An 18,950-nucleotide genomic window follows, 5' to 3' on the forward strand; every position below is an offset into this window, starting at 1 on the left:
CACCGTGGCCCTCGTGGCGGTGCTGGTCGCCCTGATGCTCGCCCTGGGCCTGACCGGGCTCTGCTACGGCACGTCCTGGTCCACTCCGCGCGAGGTGTTCGCCGTGCTGAGCGGGGCGAAACCCTCCGTGGTGATCTGGGACTGGCGGATGCCGCGAGTACTCGCCGCCCTCGTCTTCGGCGCCGCGCTCGGCGTGGCCGGAGCCCTCTTCCAGAACCTCACCCGCAACCCGATGGGCAGCCCGGACGTCATCGGTCTCGACGCGGGCGCCTACACCGGGGCCCTGGTCGCGATCACCGTCCTGTCGGGCACGTCCGCGCAGCTGGCCGTCGGCTCGGTGCTCGGCGGGCTCGTCGTCGCGGCCGTCATCTACCTGCTGGCGTACGACCGGGGCTTCTCCGGGCTGCGCCTCGTGGTGATCGGCATCGCGGTCAACGCGATGGTGACGGCGCTCAATTCGTGGATCGTGCTCCGAGCCGACCTGGAGGTGGCGATCGCCGCCGTCGGCTGGAGCGCGGGCTCACTCAACGGCGTCGGCTGGGAAGACCTCGGCATCCCGTTCACGGTGATCGGCGTGCTGTTCGCCCTGATGGCCACGCGGGCGCACGCCATGCACCAGGCGTCCCTCGGCGACGCGATCGCCGTCACCAGCGGGGTCCGCCTCGACCGGCTGCGGCTCCTCATGGTCCTGGTCGGCGTCGGCTGCACGGCCACGGTGACCGCGGTGGCCGGGCCGATCGCCTTCATCGCGCTTGCCGCACCGCAGATCGGCCGCCGGCTCGCGGGCGCCGCCGGAGTGCCGCTGCTCCCGGCCGCGCTGACCGGTGCGGTGCTGCTCCAAGGCGCCGACCTCATCGCGCAGATGCTCCTCGCCCCCGTGGCCCTGCCCGTCGGCGTGGTGAGCACCGCGATCGGCGGCTGCTACCTGATCTGGCTCTTGACCAAGGAGGTGGGGCGCGCGTGACCGCACGCCTGACCGCGCGGGAGATCACCCTGCGCTACGGAGACCGGGTGGTGTCCACGCGGCTGAGCCTCGACGTCCCCGACGGCGCGTTCACCGCCATCGTCGGGCCCAACGGGTGTGGAAAGTCGACCCTGTTGCGTGCCCTGGTGCGACTCCTTCGCCCCGACACCGGGCAGGTGCGGCTCGACGGCCGGGACGTGCGCGCCTATCCGCCCAAGGCGCTGGCCAAGCAGCTCGGCTTCCTGCCGCAGGACCCGCAGGCCCCCGACGACATCAAGGTCCGCCAACTGGTGGGCCGGGGCCGCTTCCCGCACCAGTCGCTCCTGGCCCTGTGGTCGAAGCACGACGAGGACGCCGTCGCCGAAGCGATGGATTCCGCAGGCGTCACCGACCTGGCCGACCGGCCCGTGCAGGAACTCTCCGGCGGACAGCGGCAACGCGTGTGGATGGCGATGGTGCTCGCCCAGGAGACCCCCTGCCTGCTGCTCGACGAACCGACGTCCTTCCTGGACATCACCCACCAGTACCAACTGCTCGGCCTGCTGGCCCGGTTGCGCGATCAGGGCCGCACGGTCGTCGCCGTCCTGCACGACATCAACCAGGCGTGCCGCTTCGCCGACCACCTCGTCGCCATGAAGGACGGCCGCGTGGCCGCCGAGGGCGACCCGACGGACATCGTCGACGCCGCGCTGATCAAGGACGTCTTCGACCTGCCGAACGTCATCATCCCCGACCCCGTTACGGGCACGCCGATGGTCGTCCCCACCCTGCAAGGAGAAGTGAGTTGAGCACCGCAAGCGTGTCCCCGGACGGACTGCCCGCCGACGTGTCCTCGGACGGACCGCCCGCCGAAGTGCCCCCGGGCGGACCGGCCATCGGCGTGCCCGCGCACGCACTCCTCGCCCTGACCGGCGCCCAACTCGGGATCTGGAACGCGCAGCGCCTCGAACCCGACTCGCCGTACTACGTGGTCGGCGACGTGGTGGAGATATCCGGCGACGCACCGGTCGACGTGGACGCGCTCGTCGAGGCGGTCCGGGCGACCACCGAAGAGGCCGAGACGCTGCGGCTGCGGGTGCACGACACCCCCGACGGGCCACGGCAGTCGGTCAGCGACGAACCGGTCGAGCCGCCCCGCGTGGCCGACGTCAGCGGCGCGGCCGACCCGGTGGCCGCGGCGCACGCGCTCGTCGACGCCGAGCGGGCCCGGGTCGGCGAGGCGTGCCGGGGCATGGTGGCGCGCCCGCTGTACGCGCGGACCGTCATCCGCCTCTCCGACCGCGAGGTCTGGTACACCCAGCTCGGCCACCACCTCGTCTTCGACGGCTACACCGCCGCGATGCTCGCCCGCCGCACCGCGGCCCGCTACACCGCCCTCGTCCGCGGGACCGAACCCCCGCGCTCGCCCTTCGGGTCCTTCGCCGACCTCGTCGCCGCCGACCGCGACTACCGCGCCAGTGACCAGAGCGCCGAGGACCGCGCGTACTGGGTCGAGCGCTTCACACCGCTGCCCGACCTGGGCGGCGACGGCACGGCCGCGGGGCCGCCCGACCGCACCCTGGCCGCGCGCGCCGTCCTGCCGCCCGAAGAGCTGGCCCGGCTGCGGGAGTTCGCCGACCGGGAGGGTGTGACGTGGGGCGAAGCGCTCATCGCCGGTTACGCCGCGTTCCTGCACCGCGTCCTCGGCCGCACCGACGTGGTGTTCGCGCTGCCGCTCATGTGCCGGACCGGCTCGACCGAGCTGCGCACCCCGGCCATGGCGGTCAACGTGCTGCCCCTGCGGGTGGCCGTGCGCGGGGGCGACGGCCTGGGGGAGCTGAGCCGCCGGGTCGCCGCCGCGATGAAGGAGATGCGCGACCACCAGCGCTACCGGGGCGAGGACCTGCCGCGTGACCTGGGCGTGCCCGGCGCGGGCGCGCTGCTGCACGGACGCGGCATCAACCTCAAGGCGTTCGACCTGGCGATCGACTTCGCCGGAGCACACGGCACCATGCGCAACGTCGCGGGCGGACCGCCGGAGGACATGGGCCTGAGCGTCCTGCCGACCCGGGACGGCGGCCTCCTCCTCGGCTTCGAGGTGGACGCCCGTACCAACGACCAGGCCATGGTCGACGGCCAACTGGCCGGATTCTGCGCCCTGTTGGCGGGGCTGACCGACGGCGCGCCCGTGGCGCAGGTCCCCCTGGCCGACGACACGCGACGGCTCCTCGCGGACTGGGCGCCGCCCGCCGTTCCCGGCACGCCGCTGGACGTGCCGACGGCCCTCGACGCGATGGCCGCCGCCGACCCCGCGCACACCGCCCTGGTGTGCGGCGACGACCGGATCGGCGCCGCGGACCTGGCGGCCCGCGTGCACCGCCTCGCCCGTGCGCTGCGCGCCCGCGGCATCGGCCCCGACGACGTCGTGGCCCTGGCGCTGCCGCGCACGGCCGACGCGGTGGTCGCCCTCCTCGCGGTCATGGACGCGGGCGCCGCGTTCCTCCCCCTGGACGCGGCCCACCCGCCGGAGCGGCTGCGGGAGTTGATCGAGGACACGCGGCCGGCGCTGGTGCTGACGGACGACCCGGAGGGCACTGGCTCTCCCGTCGCCGGGCCGGAGGGCACCGGTACTCCTGTCGCCGGGCCGGAGGGCACCGGCGCTCCTGTCGCCGGGCTGCCCTGGGCCACCCTCCTCGACGAAGCCGCCGCACGGTCCGGTGCACCCCTGACGGCCGACGAACTCGCCGCGCCCCGCCATCCCGAGCACCTCGCCTACGTCATCCACACCTCCGGGTCGACCGGCCGCCCCAAGGGCGTGCTCGGCCGGGTCGGCGCACTCGCCGCACTCCTGCACCACCAGCGCTCCACGGTCGTGGCGGAGACCGAGGGAGCCACCGGCAGGCGGCTGCGCGCCGCCCACACCTACTCGTTCGCCTTCGACTCCGCCTTCGAACACCTGGTGTGGCTGCTGTGCGGCCACGAACTGCACGTGTACGACGCCGAGACCACCCGCGACGCGGACGCACTGCTCGCCGCGTTCGCCCGCGACCGTATCGACATCGTGGACACCACGCCGTCGATGGCCGCCCCACTCATCGACGGCGGCCTCCTCGACCTGCGGCCCGCACTCCTCGTCCTGGGAGGCGAGGCCACCCCGCCCGCGCTGTGGCGGCGCGTCGCCGACGCGGGCATCACCGCGCGCAACATGTACGGCCCGACCGAGGCCACGGTGACCAGCACCACCGGGCGGGTCGACGGCGACGAGCCGACCATCGGCCACCCCCTCTCCGGCACCCGCATCCGCCTCCTCGACAGCGCGCTGCAGCCGGTGCCGCACGGCACGGCGGGCGAGCTGTACCTGGCCGGGCCGCACCTGGCCCGCGGCTACCTCGGCCGGCCCGGGGCGAGCGCCGAACGCTTCGTCGCCGACCCGTTCGGCGCGCCGGGGGAGCGGATGTACCGCACCGGCGACCTCGCCCGGTGGGTGCCCGGACGCGGCCTGGAATACCTCGGCCGCGGCGACGGACAGCTGAAGATCCGCGGCCACCGGGTGGAGACCGGCGAGGTCGAGGCCGCGCTCGGCACCGTGCCCGGCGTCAGCGCCGCGGCCGCCGTGGTGCGCTCGTCCCGGCTGATCGGTTACGTGGTGTCCACCTCGGTCACCGTCACCGGGGAAGCGGTGCGTGCCCAGCTGGCCGACCGGCTGCCCGAACACATGGTGCCCGCCGCCGTCGTGGTCCTCGACGCGCTTCCGCTCACACCCAACGGCAAGCTCGACCGCGCCGCCCTGCCCGCGCCCGCCTCGGCCTCCGGCGGCGGCCGGGCCCCGAGCACCGAACGGGAATGGCTGCTGTGCGCCGTGCTCGCCGAGGTCTTCGAGGTCGAACAGGTCGGTGTGGACGACGACTTCTTCGCCCTCGGCGGCGACAGCATCACCGCGATCACCGTCAGCAGCAGGCTGCGCGCCAGTGGCTTCGAACTGCGCCCGCGCGACCTCCTGGCCCGCCGCAGCTTCGCCTCACTCGCCGCCTCCGCCGAGGTGGCCGAGGACACCGTCCAGCCCCTCGACGACCCGACCGGGCCAGTGCCCGCGCCGCCCATCGTGCGCGCCCTGCTCGATCCGCACCCGGACGTCGACACCGTCGCCGGATACGCACAGTGGACCGCCCTGCGCGTCGACGAACTCACTCACGGCGACCTGGCCCAGGGCGTCCAGGCCGTGCTCGACCACCACGACGCGCTGCGGCTGCGCGTGGGCGAGGGCCGCCTGGAGGTGCTGCCTCGCGGGGCGGTGCGGGCCGTCGTCAACGAGGTGCACGGCGAGGAGGGGCACAACAGCGAGGATGTGACGGCACTGGCCGAGCGCCTGGCCGGTGAACTCGATCCGCGCTCGGGGGACTTGCTGCGCGCCACCCTCGTCAGGACCGACCGCGGCACCCCGGACCGCCTGGTCCTCGTCGTCCACCACCTCGCCATGGACGGCGTCTCCTGGCGCGTCCTGCTGCCCGACCTGCACACCGCCTGCACGGGCGGCACGCTCGACCCGGTCGGCACGTCCTGGCGGCGGCACGCGCTGCTCCTCGCCGAGCAGGGGGCATCCGGCGCGCGCAGGGGCGAACTCGACCACTGGCGCGCGGCGTTGAGCAGCACGTCCCGCCTCGGTACCCGCCCTCTCGACCCGAAGCAGGACAGGGTCGCCACCGCCCACCGCTCGGTCACCGTGGCCACTGCCGAGGTCACCGAGGCGCTGCTGACCACTCTGCCCGCGGCCTACCGCGCCGGCGTCGACGAGGTTCTGCTCGCCGCCCTCGTGCTCGCCCTGCGCGAGTGGGGTCTCGGCGGCACCGCAACGACCGTCACGATGGAGGGCCACGGCCGCGAGCACCTCGATCTCGCCCGTACGGTCGGCTGGTTCACCAGCGAGTACCCGGTGCGCGTGCCCTCCGTCGGCGACGTCGGACGGGTACTGCGCGCGGCCAAGGAGGCCCGCCGCGGCGTCCCGGACGGCGGCATCGGCTACGGCGTGCTGCGCTCCCTGGACCCGGCGGTCGACGCGGAGTTCGCGTCGGCCCCGCCGCCGGACGTCCTCCTGAACTACCTGGGCCGCTTCGCCGCGCAGCCCGCCGAGGGCTGGCGCCTGCCGGAGCGCGACGCCTTCTCGGTCGTCGAGCCCGACGCCAAGTCCCTCGAACAGGTCCTCGCCCTCAACTGCTTCGTGCACGAGGAGGGCGCCCCGCAGCTCGCCGTCGAGTGGACCGCCGCGACCCGGGTGCTCCCCGCCGACGCCGTGGCCGCCCTGCAGAGCGCCTGGGCGACGGCCCTTGAGGCGCTGGCCGAGCACGCCCGCCACACCGAGGGCGGGCTCACCCCCTCCGACCTGCCGCTGGTCGCCCTCGACCAGAGCGTGATCGACGCCCTTGAGAGCACGGGTCACACCGGCCGCATCGCCGACGTCCTGCCCGCCACCCCGCTCCAGGTCGGACTCTCCTTCCACACCCTGGTCCGCGACGACCAGGACACCGACGTCTACGTCGTCCAGGCCGTGACCACCCTCGTCGGCGACCTCGACCCGGCCCGGATGGCCGCGGCCGCACGCGAACTGCTGCGCCGGCACCCGGCGTTGCGCGTGTACCTCGGCACGGCCGGGGACGAGGTGGTGCAGGTGATCCCCGCCGACGTCGCCCTGGACTGGCGCCAGGACGACCGCTTCGAGGAAGCCGTCCGCAGCGAGCTGGAGCGCCCCTTCGACCCGACCAGGCCCCCGCTGATCCGCTTCCTGCTGTCCCGCGTCGGCCCGGCCGAGCACAGACTGGTGATCACCAATCACCACGCCCTGCTGGACGGTTGGTCGATGCCGCTGGTCGGCCGCACCCTGCTCGCGATCTACGCCGAACTGGGCGGCGGCCCGGCCGCACCCGTCGCCCCGCCCCTGTCCCAGTACTTCCACTGGCTGGCCGCCCGGGACCACAAGGCGTCCCTCGGCGCGTGGCAGCGGGCGCTCGCGGGTGTCGACGATGCGACGCGCCTGGCACCCGCCACCACCGGGACCGGCGTCGAGCGGCCGGGCCGCGTGAGCGTCGGCCTCGGCCAGGAGTTCAGCGACCGGCTGCGCGCGTTCGCCCGAGAGCAGGGCGTCACCCTGACCACCGTCCTGCAGACGGCCTGGGGTCTGCTGCTCGGCCGGCTCACCGGGCGCCGCGACGTCGTTTTCGGCTGCCCCGTCTCCGGACGGCCCGCCGAGGTCGACGGCGTGGAGTCGATGATCGGCCAGCTCGGCACCACCATCCCGGTGCGCGTGCGGCACACCCAGGACCGGACCGCGCGCGACCTGATGGCCGACGTACACGCCGAGAGCGTGGCGCTCGCGGACCACCACCACGTCGGCCTGCCCGAGATCCAGCGCGCGGTGGGCGTCGGCGAACTCTTCGACACCATGCTGGTGATGGAGAACTTCCCGCTCTCCAGCCGCAAGCGCACCCAGCTCGCCCCCGGGCTCGACCTCGCGGGCGTCGACATCACCGACGCCACGCACTACGCCCTCACCGTGATCGTCATCCCCGACGACGAGATCACCATCGGACTCGGCTACCAGCCGCACGCCTTCGCCGAGGAGACCGTCCGCGGCTACGGCCGCTGGCTGCACCACCTCCTGAAGGAGATCGTCGAGGACCCGGCACGGCCCGCGCTCCGCATCCCTTGCCTCGACGCCGAGGAGCGGGCGCGGATGCTGAGCACCGGCACCGAGGTCGTCCCCGCCAAGGAACGCGGCCACTGGCTCGAGGAGTTCGACGCCTGGGTGCGGACCAAGCCCGACGGCGAGGCCCTGGTCTGCCGCGACCGCAGCCTCAGTTACGCCGAACTCGACCGGCAGGCCAACCGGCTCGCGCACGCCCTGATCGAGCGCGGAGTACGGCCGCAGGACCCGGTCGCGGTCCTGCTCGGACGCGACGTCGAGATGACCGTGGCCCTGTTCGGTGTGGCCAAGGCGGGCGCGGTGTACGTACCCCTCGACCCGAGCTACCCGCGCGACCGGCTCGCGTTCATGCTCGACGACATCGCCCCTGCCGTCGCCCTGACCACCGGCGCCGACGTGCCCTGCGAGCGCGACATCCCGGTCCTTCGCCTCGACGACCCGGCGACGCTCGCCTCCGTACCCGACACCGACCCGGCCGAGGCGCGCGCGAAGCTCACCGACGACGCGCTCGCGTACGTCATCTACACCTCCGGCACCACCGGCCGGCCCAAGGGCGTCGGCGTCACCCACCGCGGCGTGCCCGACCTGGTCGCGCTGCAGGAGGAGGTTGTCGGCGTCACCGAGCACGACCGGTATCTGCACTTCGCCTCGACCAGCTTCGACGTCGCGTTCTGGCAGACCATGGTCCCGCTGCTGTCCGGCGGCACGTCCGTGATCGCACCCGAGGAAGTACGCGTCCCCGGCGACGAACTCCTCGACTACATCGCCGAGCACCGTGTGACCGGGGTGAATCTGCTGCCGTCGTTCCTGGCCGCGATGCCGGACGACCGCACGGTTCCCTCCGACGTGTTCTTCGTCGTCGGCGCCGAGCGCCTCGACCCCGAACTGGCGCACCGCTGGGGGCGGGGCCGCACGGCGCTCTTCAACGCCTACGGCCCCACCGAGGTCACCATCAACTCCCTGACCTGGCGCTACGACCCGGACGACCAGGGGCCGCTGCCGATCGGCCGCCCCGACCCGAACGTCCGCGTCTACGTCCTGGACGGCGGGTTGCAGCCCGTCGGCGCCGGTGTCACGGGAGAGCTGTACCTCGGCGGTCCCAGCCTGGCCCGCGGCTACCTCGGCCGCCCCGCCCTGACGGCCGAGCGCTTCGTCGCCGACCCGTACGGCGCGCCGGGCGAACGCATGTACCGCACGGGCGACTTGGTGCGCTGGCGGCCCGACGGCCAGCTGGTGTTCCTGGGTCGCGTCGACCACCAGGTCAAGGTCCGCGGCTTCCGGGTCGAGCTCGGTGAGATCGAATCCACCCTCACCCGCCACCCCGCCGTCCGCGCCGCCGCCGTCCTCGTGCGCGACGGCAGGCTCGTCGGCTACGTCATCCCCACCGACGGCGCCGACCTGGACACCGCGGCGCTCCGGGCGTACGCAGCCGGGGAACTGCCCGACCACATGGTGCCGACGGCCCTCGTGCCGATCGACCGGCTGCCGCTGAGCCCCAGCGGCAAGCTCGACGCCGCCGCCCTGCCCGCCCCGGAGACCGCGGCCGCCGCACGCCGTGCGCCCGCGACCGACGCCGAAGCCGTGCTGCTCGGTGTGTTCCGGGACGTCCTCGGCACCGACGAGATCGGCCCCGACGACGCCTTCTTCACGATCGGCGGCGACAGCATCGTGTCGCTCCAGGTCGTGTCGCGGGCCCGGCGCCAAGGGCTCGGCCTGACCGCGCGCGACGTGTTCGAGGGCGAGACGGTCGCCGGGATCGCGGCGCGCGCCCGCGCCCTGGACGCCGACGACGCTCCCGCGGTCGGCGACGCGCCGCTCACACCGATCATGCGGGACCTCCTGCGCCGCGCCGGCACGGCCGCGGACGGATTCTGCCAGTGGGTGGAGATCTGCGTGCCGCCCGGCGGCGACGAGGCAGGCTGGCAAGGCGTGTTGGACGCGGTCCTGGCCCGGCACGACGTGCTGCGGGCCCGCCTGGTCGGTGATGCGCTGCGCGTCCCGCCGGTCGGCGCCGTGACCGGTGCCGACGTCCTCATCTGCGTACGAGCGGCTGCTGAACCCGGCGTGTGGGAGACGGTCGAGCCCGGTGTGCGGGGGACGGCTGAGCCTGGCGTACGGGAGGTGGCTGATCCCGTTGCGCGGGAGATGGCTGAGCCCGCCGAGCCGGGGACGGATGGCCTACGCGCCCTGGTCGACCACCACGTCGCCGCCGCCCGAGCGTCGATGGACCCGCGCACCGGTCCGCTGCTGCGCGCCATCTGGGTGGACGCAGGACCCGGCCGGCCCGGCAGACTCGTCCTGATCGCACACCACCTGGTCGTCGACGGAGTGTCCTGGCGCGTCCTCCTCGACGACGTGGAGCACGCCCACTCCGGTGGGGCCCTGGCCCGGCACGGTCAGTCGTTCCTCGGCTGGGCGCGGTCCCTGCGCGACGCCGACCGGCGGGCGGAACTGCCGCACTGGCAGCGGATGACCGCCACCCCGGGGCTCACCAGGCCCCTCGACCCCACCCGGGACACCGCGGCCACCGCCGCCCATCACGAGATCCGGCTCGACGCCGACACGACCCGCGCCCTGATCACGACCCTGCCCGCCGCCCACCGCACCACGCCCGACGCCGTGCTGCTCACGGCGCTCTCCCGGGCGGTACGGGACTGGCGCGGCACACCGGAGCTCCTGGTCGCGCTGGAGAGCCACGGCCGCCCGAGCCACGTCGACCTGTCCCAGACCGTCGGCTGGTTCACCGCCGTCCACCCCGTACGCCTCGACGCGCGCGACGACGTGAAGGCGGTGGGGCAGCGGCTGCGCGCCCATGGCGACGGACTCGGCCACGGCATCCTCACCACGGCGGGCCTGCTGGATGCCGTACGGCCCGAAGTCGCCTGGAACTACCTGGGCCAGTTCCCCGGCGCCCCGGCCGAGGAGACGCCGTGGCAGGCACCCCCGGACGCCGACCCGCTCGGCTCCGGCGGCACCGGCCAACTGCCGCTCCCGCACAGCCTGATGGTCAACGCCCTGGTGCGTGACGACACGCTCGGGATCCGGATCACCTGGCCGTCGGCGCTGTTCACCACCGCCGAGATCGAGGAGCTCGCCGGGCATCTGCGGACCGCGCTGCTGCACACGGCCGCCGCCCCCGAGATCAGCGCGCTCCAAGGCGGCCGCCCGGTCGTCGACGTGCAGCCACTCACCCCGCTCCAGGAAGTGATGCTGCGCCACTCGCGCACCGAACGCCCCGACCCGTACACCGTGCAGTCGACGTTCTCCCTCGCCGGTCCGCTGGACGTGGACGCCCTGCGCGCCGCGGGCGCCGACCTGCTGGCCCGCCACCCGAACCTGGGCGCCGTGTTCCCCGCCGGCCTGGCGGTGATCCCCGCCTCGCCCCGGCCGGACTTCCGGGTGTCCGACCGCCCCGCCGAAGAGGTCCTCGCGGCGGACCTGGCCGAGCCGTTCGACCTCGCCGAGGGCCCGCTCGTACGGCTGACCGTCATCCGCCGCGGCGACGACCTCGCCGACCTGGTCCTCACCACGCACCACGTGCTCTCCGACGGCTGGTCGGCCCCGCGCATCCTCAGCGAGCTGTTCACCCTCTACACCGCACGCCTCCAGGGCGAGGAGCCGGACCTCCCCGCACCGGTGCCGTTCGCCGACTACCTGACCTGGCGCGCCGAGCACGAGCCCGAACTGGGGGACTGGGCCGCCGAATTGGACGGCCTGCCCGAGGGCGACCACCTGGCGGGCGCCGCCGAGCTGGGCCCGGCCTGGCAGCAGCCCGAGCTCATCACCTTCGACGCGGACCTCGTGACCGGACTGACCGACCTCGCCGCACGGCGCGGCCTGACCCTCAACACGCTGGTACAGGGCGCCTGGTCGGTGCTGCTCGCCCGGCGCTCCGGCCGCGCCGACGTCTGCTTCGGCGCGATGGTCGCCTGCCGCCCGCCGGAGCTGGCGGGCGTCGAGGAGATCATCGGCCTGCTGGCCAACACCGTTCCCGTACGAGTGCGGCTGGACGGCACCCTCGCCGAGACCCTCGCCGACCTGCAGGCCCGCCAGCGCAAGCTGGTCGAACACCACCACGTCGCCCTCACCGACCTGGAGCAACTCACCGGCCGCCGACGGCTGTTCGACAGCCTCGTGGTGTTCGAGAACTACCCGGTCGACCCGGACCGGCTGCGTGAACCCGCCCCCGGCCTCACGGTCGTCGGCACCCGCTTCCGCGAAGCCACCCACCACCCGGTGACCCTGACGGTCATGCCGGACGGCGACGGCTGGACCGGCGTGCTCGCCCACCGGCCCGGAGCCGACGTCGACGGACTCGCCGCCGAACTGCACGACCTGCTCCGCACGCTGGGCAGCCACCTCGACGACGACGTCCGCGACCTCCTGGAGCACCCGTGAGCGACAAAGCCGCGCCGCCGGACGAACGGGCGGACGAAGGGGCGGATGCACGAGTGGACCTGCCGCTGCTGCGGATCGCCTTCATCCTCGTGCTCGGCACCTTCATGGCCACGGTGGACGCCACCATCGTCAGCGTCGGCATCGACACCCTGTCCCAGGATTTCGGCGCCTCCGTCACCGAGATCCAATGGGTGTCCACCGCCTACCTGCTGGCCGTCGTGACCGCCGTACCCGCGTCCGGCTGGCTGGCCGACCGCTTCGGCGGCCGCCGCACCTGGCTCGTCGCCGTCGGCGTGTTCCTGCTCGGCTCGCTGCTGTGCGCCCTGGCCTGGTCGGCGACCAGCCTCATCGTGTTCCGGGTGCTGCAGGGCCTCGGCGGCGGGCTGCTCCCCGCGACCGGGCAGGCGCTGCTGGCCCGCATCGCGGGACGCGAACGCACCGGACGGGTCATCAGCGTCGTCTCGGTCGTCCCACTCCTGTCACCGGTGCTCGGCCCGCTGGTCGGCGGCGCCATCCTCGGTGCGGCGCCCTGGCCGTGGCTGTTCCTGGTCAACCTGCCGATCGGCGCGGCCGCGATCCTGCTCGCCCGCCGCTACGTGCCCGCCGTGCCGTCGGCGCCGCAGCGCACGCCCTTCGACCGACGCGGCGCCGCGCTGCTCTCACCCGGCCTGGCCGTGCTGGTCTTCGGCCTGACCGAGGTCTCCCACGGCCGCCCCCTCCCGGCGGCGGTCGGCATCGCGGGGGGCCTGGGGATGCTGGCCGCGTTCACCGTGCACGGCCTGCGCACACGCCACACCCCGCTGGTCGACCCGCGCCTCTTCGCCCGGCCGCCCTTCGGCGCGGCCGCCCTCGCGCTGCTGGTCCTGGGCGCTTCGGTGTTCGGCACGATGTTCCTGCTGCCGCTGTACCTCCAGACGGGGCGCGGCCTCTCGGCGTGGGAGTCCGGCCTGCTGCTCGCACCGCAGGGGCTCGGCGCGGCGGCCGGTTCGGTCCTGGTGAACCGCACCATCGACAAGGTCGCGCCCCGCACGCTGGTGGTCACCGGCATCGCGCTGATCTTCGTGGGCACGGTCCCGTTCACCCAACTCGGCCACCAGCTGCCGGACCTCGCCATCGCCGTGGCGCTCGCCGTCCGGGGCATCGGCATGGCCATGATCGGCGCACCCGTCATGAACATCGTCTACAGCCGCATCGCGCCCGCCGAGATCCCCCGCGCGGCCGGAGCGCTCAACCTCCTCAACACCGTGGGCGGTTCGCTGGGCACCGCGGCTCTCGCCGTGGTCCTGCAGAACCGGCTGGCCGCCCGCGGCCCGGACATCTCCGGCCCCGACATCTCCGCCGCCTTCGCCGACACCTTCTGGTGGGTGCTCGTCTTCTGCTTGCTCGCCGCCGCCGGAGCCACGAGGCTCCCCAGAACTCACGTCAGGACGCCATGAACCACCCCCCGCACGCCATGAACCACCCGCCGTACGCCATGAACTATCCGCTGCCCACCCCCGCCGAGCTCGCCACGGCCCACCCCCTGCCCCCGGCCACCGCCGAGGCCGTGGCCCGCCACCGCGACACCGTCGCCGCCGCCCTCGCGGGCCGCGACCCCCGCCTGCTCGTGGTCGTCGGCCCCTGCTCGGTCCACGACACCGCGGCCGCACTCGAGTACGCCGCCCTGCTCGCGGCGGCCGCCGAACGCCTCGCCGACGACCTGGTCATCGTCCTGCGCGCGTACTTGGAGAAGCCCCGCACGGTCACCGGCTGGACCGGCCTGCTCACCACCCCCGCGCTCGACGGCAAGGCCGACCTGGCCACCGGACTGCGCCTCGGCCGTTCCTTCCTGACCGAGGCCGCCGCCACGGGCCTGCCCCTGGCCTACGAGTTCGTCGACCCGGCCCTCGCCCCGTACGTGGCCGACACGGTGTCCTGGGCCGCCGTCGGCGCGCGCACCGTCGCCAGCCCACCCCACCGCCACCTGGCCTCCTGGCTCCCCATGCCGGTCGGCATGAAGAACTGCGTGTCCGGCAGCACCGACACCGCCATCGCCGCCATCCAGGCCGCCGCCCACCCCCACACCCTCCCCGCCATCTCCACCGACGGCCGCCTCACCACCCTCCACAGCACCGGCAACCCCGACACCCACCTGGTGCTGCGCGGCGGCCCCACCCCCAACTACGACCGGGCGAGCGTGGCGCAGGCCCGCGCGGCCCTCGCGGCGGCCGGCCTCCCCGAGCGCCTCGTCGTCGACGCCTCGCACGGCAACAGCGGCAAGGACCACAACCGGCAGCCCGCCGTCGTCGCCGACCTGGCCCAGCAGCTCCGCGACGGAGCCCCCGCCCTGGCCGGCGTCATGATCGAGTCCTTCCTGTCCGACGGCAGACAGGACCCCTCGGCCGCACCACTGCGCCCCGACCTCAGCGTCACCGACGCCTGCCTCGGCTGGCACCGCACCGCCCCGCTGCTCGACACCCTCGCCCTGGCGGCGCGCCGCAGATAGCGGCGCAGGGTTTCACAGGGGCCCATCAGCAAACTCTTATCTCGTTCTCAGGAAAGGGAGGTGATCTTGCTGATGAAGCAAGTGGTTCTCCTGCCGCCAGCCACCGGTCTTTTGGCAGTAAGGAGCTGTGTCCATGCCCGCGACTCCCCTCACCCGCACGACCCGTCACCTTTACCGCGGCACTGCCGTGACTCTCTCCGCACTGGCCCTGGCCGGACTCGGCACGGGCGCGGCCTTCGCGGCCGGGCAGGACCCATCGACGTACGGGACGTCCCGGCCCGTCCGCGACACGACCGCCACCGCCGCGGTGGGTGTGCTCGTCCGTGAGGACGTCGACGGCGGGCACTTCTGCACCGCGAGCGTCGTGGACAGCCCGGACGGCAACGTCATCATGACCGCGGCGCACTGCCTGGACGGGGAGACCGACGACCTGGTGTTCGTCCCCGGCTACCACGAGGGAACGGCGCCCCACGGCATCTGGAAGCTCACCTCTGTGGCCGTCGACGACCGCTGGAGCGCGGAGCAGGACGAGGACCACGACGTGGCCTTCGCCGTCGTCGCGGCGCGCGACGCCCGCCAGGTGCAGGACGTGGTCGGCGCCCACCCGCTGGCCACGGACGCCGCGGCCACCAGCGGCCCGGCCCGGGTCACGGGCTACCCCGGCACCTCGGAGACTCCGCTGACCTGCCTCAACATCCCCACCGCGTACGGAGCGAGCCAACTGCGCATCGCCTGCGGCGACTTCACCACTGGAACCAGCGGCAGCCCGTGGGTGGACGCCGACGGCCGCGTCGTCGGGCTCATCGGCGGCCACGAGGGCGGAGGGGACACGGCCGCAGTCTCGTACAGCCCGGCGCTCACCGCCTCGACCCGAAAGCTGTACGAGCGGGCCGTGGCGACGGCGGGACGGTGACGAGGAGGGAGGGTGACGGAGGGAGGGTGACGGAGGGAGGGTGCCGAGGGGGAGAGTGACGAAGGTCCCGGTGATCCAGGTCCTCTGCCGCACCGGCCAGTGTGGATCTTGGGTGAGGGTGGTGCAGTGCCGTTCCGCGCCCCCGCGTGGACGGCTCTCTTGTTTCCCCTGTCTTCGGGAGTCCCGCACGATGAAGTTCCGCTTCGCCCTCGCCGGAGGTCTGCTCGCCGCGAGCGCCCTCACCCTGACCGCGTGCAACGGCGACAAGGGGGAGACCTCCACCCCGCCCACTTCTCATGCGCCGTCCGAGTCCCCGAAGTCGGCGGGGCAGAAGGCGCGCGAGAAGGCTCGCGAGGCGGAGAAGAAGGGGCGCGAGCTGGGCCGCGAGGCCGAGGAGAAGGCTCGGGAAGCGGGGCGCGAAGCCGAGCGCAAGGGCCGGGAGACGGGCCAGAAGTGGCGCGAGTACGGGGAGAACCACCGTCGCTAGCGCGGTGACCGCAGAAGTGCGCGGGGCAGCAGCCTTGTTGGAGCGCATGATGTGAGCACAAGGCCGCGTGACCCGCGTACGGTGCGGGCCTCTTGAGGGGTCCGAGGGGTTCGAGGGGCAGGTCTCCCCGCCCTCGCCTAACGTGGATAGGTGGGGCACTGACGCAGTCCCGCTGCCCCGCGCACAGGCGAGGAGGTGCGGACCATGCATCGGACCGTGGCCACCGGGCTTGCCCTGGCGTCCCTCGTGACCGTCGCAGCAGGGGGCGCGCTCGCCGCCTCACCGGGCGGTGCGGCGCCGCTGAGCACCGTCACATTCACCGAGGCCGAGCGCCGCGAGACCCTCACCTACTGGACGGCGGACCGCATGCGGGACGTCACCGGCGGCGCCGCACTCGGACACGACGCGGCCTCCGTCAAACCCTGGCGCGGCCCGGCCCTCACGAGTGTGGGGCGGCTCTTCTTCACCAACGAGAAGGGGCAGGACTCGTACTGCACCGCCACCGCGGTCCGCAGTCACAACCAGTCCACGGTGATGACCGCCGGGCACTGTGTACAACTGCCTGCCTCCCCGGACAACCACTACAGCAACATGGTCTTCGTGCCGGGCTACGACGAAGGCAAGCACCCGCACGGGACCTTCGCGGTGCGGGCCGTCGTGATGCCGCGCAGCTGGCAGGACGACGCTGAGAACGACATCGCCGCCGTCGTGACGGACCAGCAGGACGGCACATCACTGACCGACGCGGTCGGCGGCCAGACCCTGGCCGTCGACCGCAAGCCCGGCACCTCGGTGACCGTCCTCGGCTACCCCGACAGCCGCGAGCAGCGCGGCGAGAAGCTCATGTACTGCACGGGCACCACGACGGCTGCGCCCGGCGGCAAGCAGACCGTGCGCTGCCCGATGGAGGGCGGGGCGAGCGGAGGCCCCTGGCTGGCCGATCTCGACACGAAGTCGGGCCGGGGAAAGCTCGTGTCGGTGAACAGCTTCGGCGACGCGGCGCAGGACGGCACCGTCATGAACGGCGAGGTCCTGGGCGCGACAGCAGCTGAACTGCACGCACACGCCGAGCAGTTGTAGGCGCGGCCCGGTGCCTTCGGTGCCTTCGGTGCCTTCGGTGCCTTCGGCGACTGAGCCGTGGGCCTGGCGGCGGCGAGGGGACGCATCGGTGGGATGACCGATGCGCGAGCAGGGGGCGCGTGGACATAGTCCTCGGGAGATCGTTCGCGGGCACGTCATTGGGGTGCCCGGCTTCGAAAGGACCCCCTTGTGGACAGGTACGCGGATCTGGTGTTTCTCGGCGGGCATGTGGTCACGGTCGACGCGGAGTTCTCCGTCGCGTCGGCCCTGGCGGTGACCGGCGGGATCATCAGCGCGGTCGGCGGGCGCGACGACGTGGCGCCCTTCATCGGGCCCGGCACCCGCACCATCGACCTCCGGGGAGCGACGCTGCTCCCCGGCATCAACGACTCCCATCTGCACGGCTGCGCCTTCGGCATGGCGGCACCGCCGCTCGCGCTCGACCTCGGCCATTCCGCCGTGTCCCGTCTCACCGATGTCGCCGAGGCGGTACGGGAGGCCGTCGGGCAGGCACCGGCAGGACAGTGGATCGTGGGCCACGGCTGGGACAGCGGATACCTCGACGAGTGCGTGTCCGACCCTTCGCGACAGCCCTCACGCCACGACCTCGACGCCGTCAGCCCGGACCACGCCGTCGTCCTGTACTCCTTCTCCGGGCACGCCACATGGGTCAACTCCAAGGCGCTGGAGCTCATCGGCATCGATCGGCACACCGTCGCACCGCCCGGCGGCGCCATCGTCGTGGACGAGAGCGGCGAGCCGACCGGGCTGCTCCACGAAGGGGCCCAGGCCCTCGTCCAGAACGCCCTGCCACCGCTCAGCAGGCAGGAGCGGACCGACGCCATCAGATCGGCCCTCGCCACGTTCGCCCGGCTCGGCATCACCAGCTACACCGAGCCCGGACTCGGCCCCGGCGGCGACGGCATCATGCGGGGCGCGCTCGGCGCCGAGACCCTCGAGGTCTACCGCCGACTGCTGGCCGAAGGCGAACTGACCGCCCGTCTCGGCGTGCTGCTCCTGCCGGCCGGAATGGCGAGCACCGCCGAGGAGTTCGCCCGCACTCTCAGCACTCTCAGCGCCCTCGGCCAGTGCGCCGACGCGGATCCGCGCCGCCTCGCGATCCACGGAGTCAAGATCTTCGCCGACGGCATCGTCCCCAACAAGACCGCCTGGATGCACGAGCCGTACATCGGCGGGGGCTGCGGCAGCCTGTGCGTCGGAGGAGAGAGCGACACCGAGCGGATCGCCGAGATCGACGCCATCGTCGCGCACGCCCACGCAGCCGGACACCAACTGGGCATCCACGTCACCGGCGACCGGGCCTGCGACACCGTCGTGGACGCCTTGGCCGCGGCCCAGGCCGAGCACCCGCGGCGCGACGCCCGCCACTACGTCATCCACGGCGACTTCCTCACCGCACGCAGCATGAAGGTGCTGGCCGAGCACGGCTACGGCGTCAACATGAACCCGACCATCAAGTGGACCGTCGCCGACATGGAGGAGGAGTTCGTCGGCACCGAACGCGCCGCCTACGCATGGCCCTACCGCGACGCCCTCGATGCCGGGGTGCGGGTCGCGAGCGGCTCGGACGCCCCCGTCACCTTCCCCGACTGGCGCCAGGGCATCGCCACCATGGTGCTGCGCGAGTCGAAGGCCACCGGGCGGGTCAGCGGCCCCGGACAGCGCATCGGCCTGGCCGAGGCGATCCGTACGTACACGATCGACGCGGCCTGGCAGGACTTCGCCGACGACTGGAAGGGCTCCCTGGAGCCGGGCAAGGCCGCAGACCTCTGTGTGCTCGACGGCGACCTGCTCACCGCCGACCCGCACGACATCCCGCGGATGCCCGTCGTCCTCACCGTCATGGACGGCAAGATCGTTCACAACACTCTGCGGAATTGCAGCCATTGACGCGGTCGCCGCGGTCGCCATGGTCGGCGCGGTTGACGC

Annotated in this window: 9 protein-coding genes; all 9 read left to right on the forward strand. The window is 73.5% G+C overall.

Annotated elements, in window-relative coordinates; genetic code table 11:
- Nucleotides 1-34 precede the first annotated feature (34 nt).
- The 9 genes from ACFWYM_RS21515 (at nt 35) to ACFWYM_RS21555 (ending at nt 18,911) form a co-directional block, all read left to right on the forward strand.
- On the forward strand, nt 35-964 hold the full coding sequence (locus ACFWYM_RS21515) for a FecCD family ABC transporter permease (RefSeq protein WP_384839602.1): 930 nt from the start codon (nt 35-37) through the stop codon (nt 962-964).
- Nucleotides 961-1,752 carry an ABC transporter ATP-binding protein gene (locus tag ACFWYM_RS21520; RefSeq protein ID WP_384839333.1) on the forward strand — a complete coding sequence of 264 codons (792 nt, stop codon included), beginning with the start codon at nt 961-963 and terminating at the stop codon, nt 1,750-1,752. Before ACFWYM_RS21515 ends, ACFWYM_RS21520 begins: the two co-directional genes overlap by 4 nt.
- Nucleotides 1,749-12,035, forward strand: coding sequence for an amino acid adenylation domain-containing protein (locus tag ACFWYM_RS21525; RefSeq protein WP_384839336.1), 10,287 nt, complete (start codon nt 1,749-1,751; stop codon nt 12,033-12,035). The genes ACFWYM_RS21520 and ACFWYM_RS21525 overlap by 4 nt, the downstream gene beginning before the upstream one ends.
- A complete protein-coding gene (locus ACFWYM_RS21530) occupies nt 12,032-13,471 on the forward strand; it encodes an MDR family MFS transporter (RefSeq protein ID WP_384839339.1) in 1,440 nt (479 codons plus the stop codon). The genes ACFWYM_RS21525 and ACFWYM_RS21530 overlap by 4 nt, the downstream gene beginning before the upstream one ends.
- Complete coding sequence (locus ACFWYM_RS21535) at nt 13,468-14,520, forward strand: 3-deoxy-7-phosphoheptulonate synthase (protein ID WP_384839342.1); 1,053 nt, start codon at nt 13,468-13,470, stop codon at nt 14,518-14,520. The genes ACFWYM_RS21530 and ACFWYM_RS21535 overlap by 4 nt, the downstream gene beginning before the upstream one ends.
- Nucleotides 14,521-14,653: 133 nt before the next feature.
- Nucleotides 14,654-15,433 (forward strand): trypsin-like serine peptidase, encoded by a 780-nt coding sequence (locus ACFWYM_RS21540; RefSeq protein WP_384839344.1) that lies wholly within the window; start codon nt 14,654-14,656, stop codon nt 15,431-15,433.
- 190 nt (nt 15,434-15,623) lie between these two features.
- A complete protein-coding gene (locus ACFWYM_RS21545; protein ID WP_384839347.1) occupies nt 15,624-15,920 on the forward strand; it encodes a hypothetical protein in 297 nt (98 codons plus the stop codon).
- Between the two features lie 204 nt (nt 15,921-16,124).
- A complete protein-coding gene (locus ACFWYM_RS21550) occupies nt 16,125-17,000 on the forward strand; it encodes a trypsin-like serine peptidase (protein ID WP_384839350.1) in 876 nt (291 codons plus the stop codon).
- A 189-nt stretch (nt 17,001-17,189) separates the two neighbouring features.
- On the forward strand, nt 17,190-18,911 hold the full coding sequence (locus ACFWYM_RS21555; RefSeq protein ID WP_384839353.1) for an amidohydrolase: 1,722 nt from the start codon (nt 17,190-17,192) through the stop codon (nt 18,909-18,911).
- The last annotated feature ends 39 nt before the right edge of the window (nt 18,912-18,950 follow it).

Source organism: Streptomyces sp. NPDC059009 (assembly GCF_042740175.1).
In the GTDB taxonomy this organism is placed as follows: Bacteria; Actinomycetota; Actinomycetes; order Streptomycetales; family Streptomycetaceae; genus Streptomyces.

Bases quoted from the DNA above. Each gene is read 5' to 3' on its own strand.
- ACFWYM_RS21515 (WP_384839602.1), top strand. From the start codon at position 35: ATGCTCGCCCTGGGCCTGACCGGGCTCTGCTACGGCACGTCCTGGTCC.
- ACFWYM_RS21535 (WP_384839342.1), top strand. From the start codon at position 13,468: ATGAACCACCCCCCGCACGCCATGAACCACCCGCCGTACGCCATGAAC.
- ACFWYM_RS21540 (WP_384839344.1), top strand. From the start codon at position 14,654: ATGCCCGCGACTCCCCTCACCCGCACGACCCGTCACCTTTACCGCGGC.
- ACFWYM_RS21545 (WP_384839347.1), top strand. From the start codon at position 15,624: ATGAAGTTCCGCTTCGCCCTCGCCGGAGGTCTGCTCGCCGCGAGCGCC.
- ACFWYM_RS21550 (WP_384839350.1), top strand. From the start codon at position 16,125: ATGCATCGGACCGTGGCCACCGGGCTTGCCCTGGCGTCCCTCGTGACC.